Annotated in this window: 12 protein-coding genes; 1 reads left to right on the top strand and 11 read right to left on the bottom strand. The window is 69.1% G+C overall.

Features of this window, described 5'->3' with window-relative positions:
* From AC08OP_RS12775 to AC08OP_RS12750, 6 genes are all read right to left on the bottom strand, one after another.
* On the bottom strand, positions 1-1,296 hold a 1,296-nt coding region (locus AC08OP_RS12775; protein ID WP_476614383.1), incomplete at its 3' end, for a beta-ketoacyl synthase N-terminal-like domain-containing protein.
* The gene (locus AC08OP_RS12770; protein WP_476614382.1) at positions 1,293-2,618 is read right to left on the bottom strand and encodes a beta-ketoacyl-[acyl-carrier-protein] synthase family protein; all 1,326 of its coding nucleotides are present in this window, start codon (positions 2,616-2,618) and stop codon (positions 1,293-1,295) included. The genes AC08OP_RS12770 and AC08OP_RS12775, both read right to left, overlap by 4 nt.
* Positions 2,615-3,058, bottom strand: a complete 444-nt coding sequence (locus AC08OP_RS12765; protein WP_476614385.1) for a cupin domain-containing protein — start codon at positions 3,056-3,058, stop codon at positions 2,615-2,617. The genes AC08OP_RS12770 and AC08OP_RS12765 overlap by 4 nt, the downstream gene beginning before the upstream one ends.
* A gap of 59 nt (positions 3,059-3,117) precedes the next feature.
* Positions 3,118-3,606, bottom strand: coding sequence for an SRPBCC family protein (locus AC08OP_RS12760; RefSeq protein ID WP_462186588.1), 489 nt, complete (start codon positions 3,604-3,606; stop codon positions 3,118-3,120).
* 51 nt (positions 3,607-3,657) lie between these two features.
* On the bottom strand, positions 3,658-3,915 hold the full coding sequence (locus AC08OP_RS12755; protein ID WP_476593231.1) for an acyl carrier protein: 258 nt from the start codon (positions 3,913-3,915) through the stop codon (positions 3,658-3,660).
* Positions 3,916-4,095: 180 nt separating this feature from the next.
* Positions 4,096-4,464, bottom strand: coding sequence for a TcmI family type II polyketide cyclase (locus AC08OP_RS12750; protein ID WP_476614384.1), 369 nt, complete (start codon positions 4,462-4,464; stop codon positions 4,096-4,098).
* Between the two features lie 463 nt (positions 4,465-4,927).
* On the opposite strand from AC08OP_RS12750, the gene AC08OP_RS12745 reads away from it, so the two are divergent.
* On the top strand, positions 4,928-5,074 hold the full coding sequence (locus AC08OP_RS12745) for a hypothetical protein (RefSeq protein ID WP_476614381.1): 147 nt from the start codon (positions 4,928-4,930) through the stop codon (positions 5,072-5,074).
* An 88-nt stretch (positions 5,075-5,162) separates the two neighbouring features.
* On the opposite strand, the gene AC08OP_RS12740 is transcribed toward AC08OP_RS12745, so the two are convergent.
* From AC08OP_RS12740 to AC08OP_RS12720, 5 genes are all read right to left on the bottom strand, one after another.
* Positions 5,163-6,158: a LuxR C-terminal-related transcriptional regulator gene (locus AC08OP_RS12740; RefSeq protein WP_476614380.1), complete on the bottom strand. Its 996-nt coding sequence runs from the start codon at positions 6,156-6,158 to the stop codon at positions 5,163-5,165.
* A gap of 83 nt (positions 6,159-6,241) precedes the next feature.
* Positions 6,242-6,865, bottom strand: a complete 624-nt coding sequence (locus AC08OP_RS12735) for a GTP-binding protein (protein WP_462186585.1) — start codon at positions 6,863-6,865, stop codon at positions 6,242-6,244.
* Positions 6,846-7,217 (bottom strand): DUF742 domain-containing protein, encoded by a 372-nt coding sequence (locus AC08OP_RS12730; protein WP_011437245.1) that lies wholly within the window; start codon positions 7,215-7,217, stop codon positions 6,846-6,848. The genes AC08OP_RS12735 and AC08OP_RS12730 overlap by 20 nt, the downstream gene beginning before the upstream one ends.
* 111 nt (positions 7,218-7,328) lie before the next feature.
* Positions 7,329-7,748, bottom strand: coding sequence for a roadblock/LC7 domain-containing protein (locus tag AC08OP_RS12725; protein ID WP_011437246.1), 420 nt, complete (start codon positions 7,746-7,748; stop codon positions 7,329-7,331).
* Positions 7,748-10,780, bottom strand: a complete 3,033-nt coding sequence (locus AC08OP_RS12720; protein ID WP_476614379.1) for a sensor histidine kinase — start codon at positions 10,778-10,780, stop codon at positions 7,748-7,750. Before AC08OP_RS12720 ends, AC08OP_RS12725 begins: the two co-directional genes overlap by 1 nt.
* Positions 10,781-11,259 lie beyond the last annotated feature (479 nt).

Genomic DNA, 11,259 nt, shown 5'->3' with positions numbered 1-11,259 from the left:
AACCACGAGGCTGCTGTTGAAACCGCCGTAGCCACGGGCGTTCACCAGCGCCACCCGCACGGGTGCACGCCGGGGCGTACGCACGAGGTCGAGCCCATGGGCCGGATCGGGGGTGTCGAGGTTGCCCACCGCCGGGATGACCCCGTCCCGGATGGACAGCAACGCCGCGGCCACCGTCAACGCCGAGCCGCCGGCGAGGAGCCGGCCGACGAAGCCCTGCGGCGCCGTCACCGGGACCGTCCGGGCGCCGAAGACCGCGCGGATCGCCGCCGCCTCCTGGGCATCGAGGTCCGGTGAACCTGCGCCGTCCGCGAAGACGACATCGACGTCGTCCGGGGTGAGGCCGGCGTCGCGCAGGGCCCGGCGCATCGCGGTGGCGAGCCAGCGCACGTCCGGGGCGGGGCGTTCGTGGTGGGCGGCGTCGTGCGTCGCGGCGTAGCCGGCGATCTCGCCGTAGACGTGCGGGGCTCCCCGGGCGGCGGCGGCGGCCGGATCCTCGAGCACGAGCGTCGCGCCACCCTCACCGGGCAGGTAACCGTTCGCCCGGACGTCGAACGGCTTGTAGCCGTCCGCAGCGACGGTCGCGGTGCTGACCCGGCCGCTGGACAGATGGCCGGTGATCGCATAGGGCGTCAGGCTCGCCTCGGCCCCCCCGGCGAGCACCGTCGGCGTGCCGCGGCGGATAATCCGCCGGGCCTGGGCGAGGCTGTCGATTCCGCCGGCACCGTCACTGACCAGGACCCCCGATGGCCCCTTCAGACCATACCGGATCGAGGTCTGCCCGGTCGTCGCCGCGTAGAACCAGGCGATCGACTGATAGACGCTCACCGCGGTGCGGCCCCGGGTCCACAGCCGTCCCAGCTCGCGCTGTCCGATGTCGACACCGCCCGACCCGCTGCCGAACACCACCGAGGTCGCATACGGATCGTGCGCGGCGGGGTCGTAGCGCGCATCGGCCATGGCGAGGCGCGACGCGGCCATCCCGAACCAGGTCCACCGGTCGGTCTGGACGATATACCGCTTGTCGACGTGGTCCTCGACCGCGAAACCGGCGACCTCTCCAGCGAGGGTGGCGTCGTACCAGGTGGTGTCGAACCGGCTGATCGGCGCGATCTTCAACTCGCCGCGCAGGGTCGACGCCCAGTACTCCTCCGTCCCGATGCCGCTGGGCGCGAGGACGCCGAGCCCGGTGACGACCGGCCGGACCGGGGCCTGCGGCGAACCGTCCCGGTGGGCGGGCCCCGTGGCCGTCGCGGCGGAGGCCTCCACGGCGGCGGCCTCCACGGCGGCGTTCATCGCGTCGGGGCGGCGAGGACGATCGCCGACTGGAAGCCACCGAAACCACTGCCGACCGACAGGGCCACGTCGACAGCGTGGTCCCGGGCGATGTTCGGGACGTAGTCGAGATCGCACTCGGGGTCGCGGGTGGTCCAGTTGGCGGTGGGGGGGATGACGTCGTTCTCGATCGCCAGGGCGCAGGCGGCGATCTCGATCGACCCGATCGCGCCCAGCGAGTGCCCGATCATCGACTTGATCGAGCTGACCGGGATGTCATACGCCCGCTGTCCCAGCGAACGTTTGAAGGCGGCCGTCTCGTGCCGATCGTTCTGCTTGGTGCCCGATCCGTGCGCGTTGATGTAGTCGATGTCGTCGGCCCCGACCCGCGCCGCGTCCATCGCGACCCGGATCGCCTCGGCCATCTCGACCCCGTCGGGGCGCAGTCCGGTCATGTGGAACGCGTTCGAGCGCGAGGCGTACCCACCCACCTCGCAGTAGATGTGCGCACCGCGCGACCGGGCGGCGGTGAGCTCCTCCAGGATGAGGACGGCGCAGCCCTCCCCCATCACGAAGCCATCCCGGCTGGCGTCGAAGGGACGGGAGGCGTGTTCGGGGTCGTCGTTGCGGGCCGTCGTCGCGCGGATCGCGTCGAAGGACGCCATCGAGATCGGGGAGATCGGCGCGTCGGAGGCACCGGCGATGACGATGTCGGCCTCGCCGTCGACGATGAGCTGATGGCCGTAGCCGACCGCGTCGATGCCCGAGGTGCAGCCGGTGGAGACCACGAAGGCGGGGCCGTGCGTGCCGAACCGGCAGGCCAGTTCGGTGGCCAGGCAGCTCGGCACCATCGCGTGGTAGAGGAACGAGCTGGCGTACCGGGGATCAACCTCCCAGTCCCGCCCGCTGTCGGAGACCTCGACGTACTCGTTCTCCAGGCGAGTGGTCGCGCCCACCGCGCTGCCGATGCTGACGCCGACGATCGGGCCGTCCCCGGAACCGTCCCCGGCATCACCGCCGTCCCCGGCATCACCGCTGTCCCCGCCATCACCGCCGCCCCGCAGGTCCAGGCCGCTGTCCTCGACCGCCTCCAACGCCGCGGCCAAGGCGAACTGCACGAACCGGTCGTTACGCGCAATCTCCCGGGCGGTCAGGCCGGCCGCCGCCGGGTCGAAGTCGCACTCGGCGGCCACCTGGGAACGGAACTGGGTCGGGTCGAAGAACGACAGTCGCCGCGTCGCGGTACGGCCGTCGGTCAGCAGGGTCCAGAACTCCTTGCGGTTGACCCCGCCGGGGGCGACCACCCCGACCCCGGTGACCGCCGTCCGTCTTGGTCCGCTCACTGTCCGGACCCGTGGGGCAAGGCGTCGACGGTGGGTGCCGACGGGGCGACCGGAGCGTGCGGGGCGACCGGGACGTGCGGGGCGTCCGGGTCTAGCGGTACCTCGGTGTCGACGTGGCCGAGATCGGGCCGGGGTGCCAGCGGGCTGAGGTGAAAGACGAGGAAGGCGGTCTCCTCGCCGGTGTTGACGACGCGGTGGCGCATCCCGATCGGGATGCACACCCCGTGGTCGGCCGGCAGGTCCTGGTACTGACCGTCCAGTCGGGCGGTCACAATGCCGCGCACGCAGTAGAGGAACTCCTCCGAGTAGGGGTGCAGGTGTTCGGTCACCACCTCACCCGGCTGGAGGGTCAGGGTGCCGAAAAAACCCGAGGTCGAACCCACGGTCACCGGGGAGAGCAGCGTGCGGACGTCACCGCCGCGCCGACGGTTGGGGGTCATGTCGTGAATGCAGAGAACCTTCGGAATCGCTGTCACGGAAGTCACCGGTCTCGTTCTCCTCAGACTTGTTCCGGCAGCGCGAGGGAGACCGGGGGCAGCTCGGCGGCGGCCCGCTCGACCTTCTCCCGGATCACCGACATCTCGCGGGCGGTGTTGGTGTTGATGCGGTTGGTCATCTGCTCGTCGTTCACCGGCGCCGACGGGCGCATGTGGAAGTCCTGCACCCAGCGCATGCGGGTGCCGGTGCCCTCCGGCGTGTAGCTCCAGTGGATGTGCATGTACTCGAACGGGCCGGTCTCGACGCGGTACGCGCGCACCTGCCGGGTGGCCGGGTCGAGTGTCCGCTCGGACACCCAACTCCACGCCGTCCCGTTCTCGTCGGGATGCATGGTCAGGCGAAACTTGAAGGTGTTCTCGTGGTGCTCAAGAATGTCTACCGAGGCGTATTCGGTAAAGAGGTCCGGCCAGGATTTCAGATCGTTGGTGATGGTCCAGACGGTTTCAATGTCGGCATCGATGAAAATCGAGTTGTCAGTGTGCCCGCTCACGTCGGCTCCGGTCGGCTTGGAAGGTATGTGACGTGGAAACTAACGGCGGATTCAGACCGTCTCGTGCTGGTCGAGAGCCGCGTTCACCGTGGCCAGGATCTCGGCGAGGGTCCAGCTCTCCGGCAGCTCGGCCGGGAGGTCCACCCCGAAGGTCCCGGCCACCTCCGCCGAGAGCTGGAGGTAGGCGAGCGAGTCGAGGCCGATGTCGATGAAGGTCACGTCCAGGTCCGTCGGCCGCTCGTCCGAGGGCAGACCGGCCTGTTCGACCAGGAAGTCAAGCAGGGCATCGGCCGACCATTGCCGGGGCATGTCGTACTCCCTTTTTCATTTTCGGGTTTCGGGGTTCACATGAAAAACTGGGCGTACCTGTGGGCGGAATCGAGGACGCAGTCGCTGATGACCGGCCGCGGCCGCAGCCGGCGAGCCCGGTACTCTGGCGGTGTACAGGAGCCCGGCCGTGTGTCAGGAGCCCGGTGGTGTACCGGGGGCTCAGCCGGCCGTCCACGAATAGAAACTCTGCGCCATCGCGTCCCCGGGGGTGCGCCAGGTCTCCGGGTCGTAGGCGGAGACGTATTTCCCGAGCTTTTTGCTCACGTCGACGAACAGCGGATGCTCATGGACGTTCTCGACGGTGTTTCTGACGTTAGTCGGAGCCTCGATCAGATGAAAGTAAAGGCCATGGAAGTGAAACAGGTCACGCCTGGTCACACCCACGATTCCGGGTAGTTCTCCGGCATCGGACTCGGCGAAGGTCGCCGCGATGGCGGGAGCGTCGGCAGGGTTCATCCTGGCCACGATGAGAGTCCGGTGTGACTGGCCTCCGGACGGCGTGGCGGGGTTCTGCGGACCGGTAACCAAGGGACCGGTGGCTGAGGGCACGAGAATCTCCTCGACATGTTCTTGGGAAACGTGTGTTTGACCCCAGGCAAGCACGGGTACCGCGTGCATGGCAAGCACGGGTACCGTGTGCATGGGCAGCTGGGCGGACCGGCCCTGACGGACCGACCTCGGCACCTTGCGCCGCGTTACAGGTGACAGGGGGAATCCGCCGACGAACATGAAGCCAGGCAGGAGTGACCGGTGCGCGACCACCGCTTCCCATCCGGCAACCCTTCTGAGGCAGCCCAGCGACCCTTCTGAAGCAGCCAGCCTTTCTGAAGCAGTCAGCTTCTTTGACTCATCGAGAGCATGGGGCCACGCGGCGCGGCTGTCCTGGATTTCCCCTGGCAGCAAGTTGCCCTGGCAGTCAAATGCCAACTGGCGCACACAAGAAGAACAACGTGGCTACAACCACCGTGAGCGGGCTTCCCGGTGCCCGGGGGTGGTCGATACGCCACCGGAGGAGAGCCGGGATCTCGATCTCGTGGGAACCACGCCGTCCACGCTCGGCCTCGGCCTGGTCGAGTATGGTGTTCTCTGGTCGGGGAGCCGGGGCCTCGTCTGGCCGACGTCGGCCGCTCTCACCTGACCGGGGCTATCGCCGGAGGGCCGCCGCGGCGCGAAAGCCGGCTGTTCAGAACCAGATGCTCAGAACCAGATGCTCAGAACCGGCCCGTTCAGAGCCAGCCGCGTTGCGCGGCGAGGGTACCCGCCTGGAACCGGCTACGGGCGTTCAACCGTGCCATCAGATCGGCGATCATGCGACGCACGGTGCGGACGGAGACGCCCAGGTGGCGCGCGGCCGCCTCGTCCTTCATGCCGAGGCTGAGCAGACGCAGCAGCAGCCGTTCGGTGTCGCTCGGCGCGTCGTCACCGTCCCCGGGAGCGGCTATCGCCTCGCTGCTCAGCGGTTCGGCGGCCTCCCAGACCCGTTCGAACAGGGTGAGCAGCAGGGCGGTCAGCTCCGGGGTGCGCACGAGCAGGGTCTGGCCGGTCGCGAACCCCCGGCCCAGTCGGACCAGGCCGATCCGCCCGTCGACCGCGGTGGCGTCCAGCCGGGGATCGTCGATCATCCGGGCGTCCAGGCCATGCGCCGCCACGGTCCGCACATAGCCGGCGCCGAGCTCGTCCAGGCGCATCGACCGGGGCAGGACGCTGCGCATCACCACGCCACGCCGCAACGCGCGCAGTTCGACCGGCATCACCTCGCGAGTCAGGGCCGAGGACCACTCGCGCCGAGTGTGCAGCGCGAGCACCTCCCGCTCGGCTCGCCCGACGATCGCGAGCAGCTCCGCACGGGCCTGGTCGGCGCCGTCTATCCGCCTTACCTCGACGGTGTCCCCGCCGGGACGGCTCTCCAGGTAGTCCGAGACGAAGGAGCTGATCTGCGCCCGGGCCAGGAGCAGCCGCTCATGGCGACGGATCAGCTGCTCGTGCTGCGCCTGGAGCAGGTGGTCGAGCCCGGCTTCGGGATGCACCGCGACGTAGTGACCGGCCCGTTCGCGCGAGGGCAGCAGCAGACCCAGCTCGACCAGACGATCACGCGCCCGCCCCGCGGCGACCAGCGGCTCGCCGAGCATCTCCGCCACCTGGGGCACGCTCAGGACCTCGTGGCACAGCCACAGCCGATAGGCGGCCAGGGTGACCTCATCGATACCGAAGAGATCGAGCACCTTCCCCTTCCTCGGAGCAGGATCGGGACGTGGCCGACGGACGCCGACCGGACCAGCCGTGCCCACCGGACCGACGCGGCCGCTCACCCCGACCGCTGGGGCAGGCCCGACCGGGACGCCTCCGCGGACACCACGTCGAGGGCGTGGCGGACCAGCGACACCAGGGACTGCCGGACCGACTCCCGCTGCCGGGCGTCGCAGAACACCACCGGACGGCGCGGATCGAGGTCCAACGCCGCCCGGACGTCCTCCGCCCGGTACTCCCGCGCACCGTCGAACCGGTTCAGCGCGATGAGGAACGGGATGTCGCGCTCCTCGAAGTAGTCGATGGCCGGAAAGGAGTCGGCCAGCCGCCGCGTGTCCACCAGGACCACCGCGCCGATCGCGCCGAGGACGAGCTCATCCCACATGAACCAGAACCGGTCCTGGCCCGGGGTGCCGAAAAGGTAGAGAATAATGCTATCGAGAAGCGTGATCCGACCGAAGTCCATCGCGACCGTGGTCGTCGTCTTCGAGCCGACCGCGCTGGTGTCGTCGATCCCTATGCTCGCGGCCGTCATCGCGGCCTCCGTGGTGAGGGGCTGAATTTCGCTCACCGAACCGACAAACGTCGTCTTCCCGACTCCGAACCCGCCGGCGATGATGATTTTTACCGGATGCGGCGGCGCCGTTTCCGGCGACCCCGTCCTAGAGGGCCTGTAGTCCATCGAGCACCTTTTCGATGAGGGCAATGGAAGGGCGGTCGGAGGGTCGGGCCGGTCGGGTCACGGTTACCAGGCCGGCGTCGAGCATGTCGCCGACGAGGACCCGCGCGACCCCGACCGGCAGATTCAGCCGAGCGGAGATCTCCACGATCGACTGCACGCGTTGGCAGAGCAGCGCGATGGCGCGCTGCTCATGCTCCAGCGTCCGCATCATCAGCCGGCCGTTGGGCGTGGTGGTCACCAACGCGACCAGCTCCAACGTCTGGTTCGTCGGCCGTGTCCGGCCCCCGGTGACAGCGTAGGGGCGGACGACCGGACCAGCCTCTTCGTCGAACCATTCGTCATCGCGCGACATATCCGGTCCTCCTGCCTTGAGAATTCTGCTGTCATCCGGTCGGTGATGGCGCAGGGGGCGACCGGCTGACCCACCAACCGATCGGACCCCCACCCGATCGCCGGGCCGAGGTCAGAGTGGCAGCGCGGACTGCATCTGAGCCCGGAGTTCCGGGGTGAGGAACTCGCCGACCCGGGTCACCAGCAGCGCCATCTCGTAGGCGATGAGACCGATGTCCGCGCCAGGGCTGCTGAGAATGGCCAGGCACGATCCGTCCCCCACCGCGGTGACGAACAGGAATCCCTCGTCCATCTCGACAATGGTCTGCCGAACGTTTCCACCCCCGAAGAAACGACCCGCGCCGCGCGCCAGGCTGTTGAATCCGGAGGCTACCGCGGCCAGTTGGTCGGCGGTCGCCCGGTCCATCCCGTACGAGGTGGCGAGCAACAACCCGTCGGAGGAAAGCGCAATCACATAGGTGACTTCGGGCACCTTCTTGACGAGGTTGTTGAGCAACCAGCTCATGTTCTCGGACGGCCCCAGCGGACGCATCAGGTCACCTTTCCTACATCGTCACCGTCGTTCGAAACCTGGCCGTCCGCCAGACCACGACCAAAGTTGTTCTGGAAGGACGACATCATACTGCGGATCTCTTCCGGGCTCCGTTGCGCGGCGAGCATTCCGGAACTCTCCTCGGGAATGTCCCGGCGAAGCTGCGGCGCGAGACTGGCCCGCCGGGTGCGCTTGGGCAGGCCCACCTCGGTGAAACTGACGGGCGGCTGGCCGTCCGCGCCAGGCCCGGCCGGCTCGGCGGGCTCGGCGGGCTCGTCTGAACGGGCCGAAGGCGCCGGGCGCCCGAGGGGGACGACCGTCTGGCCCATGGCGGGGGCGTCCTCGCGGTGGAATCCCCCGGAGTACCCCACCGGCCGGCCCAGCGGTGAGGTGAACGGATCGGTTCGGGTGGCCTCCCCCGGGTCGGCGGAGCCGAGGTCACCACCGCGCGACCGCTCCCTGGCCATGGGGCTGTCACCGAACAGCGAGGTGACACGGCCGCCGGGTCCGCCGTCGCCGCCATATCCGGAGCCGGGCGCACCGTTGTGGCCACCCGGACCGGGGACGTCCCGTCCGTCCCGGAGGGGCCCATCCCGGAAGGGTTCCTCCGGGAAGGGTTCGTCCCGGAAAGATTCGTCCTGCCCCGGACGGGCCGGCGGGCCGTCGGGGTCGTCCGACCCGGGCGTCTGGGGGTGGTCCGGGACAGCCTGGTGGGACTGGTCCCCCGCGGCCCTGCGGCCGCCACGCGAACGGCGCGACGGCAGCGGCGGGGGGGTACCGAAGCCGCGGGAGCCGGGCTCCTCGCCCGGCCCGCTGTCCGGGTCGGAACGCGGGGTCGAGGGACGCGGCGGAGCGTCCGAACGCCTGCCGTTGGAACGGTGCCGCGGGCGGTCGGCGACGAACCAGCTCGATCGCACCGTGGCGAAGACCGGCAGATCGTCGATGAGCGTTTCGTCCTGACCGTGCGCAGCCGCGGCCGCGTCCTCGGAGAGCGCGGGGGGACCGGCGAGGTCGCCGTCCGCGTCCACCAGCGACCCGCGGAACCGGTCCTCGTCGATGGCCGGGCCGTCGAGAGCCGGAACCCGCGTCATGGCAAGCGGCGGGGCGATCTGCGCGGGCTCCGGCCGGGCCTCCCCGTCGGGGTCGACCTGCCGCAGCAGCGTGGTCGGCACCAGGACGATCGCCATCGTGCCGCCATACGGCGAGGACCGCAGCTTGACCGAGATGGAATGCCGCTCGGCGAGCCGACCGACAACGAACAGGCCGAGACGCTCGCTGGTCGACAGGTCGAAGGGGGGCGGGTTGGCCAGCCGCTCGTTCACGGCGTCGAACTCCTCCGGACTCATGCCCAGCCCGCGGTCCTCGATCTCGATCACGAAACCGTTCGACACCTCGTGCCCGGAGACATGCACCGGCGTGTGGGGCGGAGAGAAGGAGGTGGCGTTCTCGATCAGCTCGGCGAGCATGTGGATGACGTCACCGACGGCGTGACCGCTGATGGCCCCTCCGTCGATCGACATCACCTGGACCCGGGTGTAGTCCTCCACCTCGGCGACGGCGCCACGGACGACGTCCTTGACCGGGACAGGCCGGCGCCAACCACGGGCCGGCTTGGAGCCGGACAGCACGATGAGGTCCTCGGCGTGCCGGCGCATACGGGTGGCGAGGTGGTCGAGACGGAAGAGCTCCTCCAGCTCGTCCGGGTCGGTCTCCTTGCGCTCCAAGGCGTCGATCACCTTGAGCTGGCGGTGAATGAGTGCCTGGCTGCGGCGGGCGAGGTTGAGGAACGTGTCCCCGATGCTCTTGCGCATCGCGGCCTGCTCCACCGCGGTCCGCACGGCCACCGCGTGCACGGTGCCGAACGCCTCGGCGAGCTGACCGATCTCGTCCTTGCTCCGGACCTCGACCGGGAATTCCTCCTCGGCCACGTCCACCGGCGACCCGCGGTGCAGACGGTCGACGACTCCGGGCAGCCGCTCGTTCGCGACTTCGAGGGCGCCGCGGCGCAGTCGGCGTAGGTCCCGGATCATCGGGCTCGCCACCAGGAGAGAAATCACCACCGACACCACGAGCACCAGCGCCACGCCGATACCGCTGACGAGCGCGTCTCGGGTGGCCGAACTGGCGATGTTCGCGCTGGCCGTCCCGAGATCGGCCGCGACCCGGCGTTCGACCTGCCGCATCGCATTGATCTTCGCGTCGGAGGCCTGCAGCCAGATCTGCGGGGTAACGGTCAGCGACTGGCCGTTCTGTACGGCGTTAACCGTGCCGTCACGCAATGTCGCGGCGGCCGAGATCGTCCGGCCGACCGTCACGTTGTAGAACTCCTGCTCGTCCGCCGTGGCCGTGGTGCGGAACTGGGCCAGCCAGGCATCCTCCGCCCCAGTCCTGGTCTGGATCTCCCGCAGCGTGGCCACATCTGTCTGCTGGAGGAGGATCACGCGGACGACGGCGCCGCGCTGGTGGGCGACCTGCTCCTTGGCCTGCGCGATACTCACCAGTGCGGTGGCACCGTTGACCAACGAGGTGTTGCGGCTTCCGGCCGCCACCTGGGCGTTGAGGGCGAGGAGGTCGTCCACGGCACCCAAGTAGAAAGCAATGTTCTGGTCCACCTGCGCCTGGTGCGCGTCGATCGCCTTGCGCTGCGCCGGGAGCTTGTCGAGGCGTTCCGAGATCGACGCGAGCGTGGTCGCCAGGGTGTCACGACCCGCCGCGGGCAGCGCCGCCTCACCGGCCCGATAGACGGCCAGGGCCTGGTCCACCGGGCCGCGGGCGGCGAGCGCCGCCTGCCCCTGAGCGACGGCCATGTAGTTGGAACCGACATAGGAGTTCGTGGCGTACCGCTCGACCTGCAGGGCCTGGACCAGATCGTTGCTTTTGATCGAGAAGTCGGCAAGTGCCTTGATGCGGTTGGCGACCCGCACGTTGTCGACGTTCCCCCGCACCTGTATCGCGCTCAGTACCGCGAGCGCAGCCAGGGGGACGACGAGAATCACCACTAGCTTCGAGCGGATGGGCCAATTCTGGAGCATCCGGTCCTCTCGTCCGGCACCCGGGAGTCGAGTGCCTCGTGTGCGGGGGGTGAGTAGTCGAGTTCCATCGGGACATGTCACCGGAAGACCACAGATGACAACACCGGGCCGGCGCATTGGAGTAGGCGGTCCGGGCATCGGGGGAATGTTCCGGGGGCGCGGACAACTGTAGCGGGTGAAGAACTAGCCCGGCTGGGGGCACCCGTCTTCAACTCAAAAGGATGGCGAGGTAGCACCGAGTGACGGACATTCGCGAGCGCGCAACGCGCAACCGGAACCCGCCCCCGAATTACATGAGCGCAGTCCGGACCAAACAACGGCGATGCGCACGAACTAGCACTGACGGGCAGCAGTCAGCGCTAACTGGCACAGATCCTCCGCGGCCACGAAGGCCCCGATCAACCGGCCGCACCGCGCTCGACAACGCAAGCACATCACATGTTGGCATGTTGCCGAAAGAACATCGCACGATCCGAGGC

The sequence above is a fragment of the Frankia sp. CeRuru1 genome, assembly GCF_977966315.1.
The sequence above is the reverse complement of the archived record's forward strand: the minus strand, read 5'-3'. Positions and strand labels throughout refer to the sequence as shown.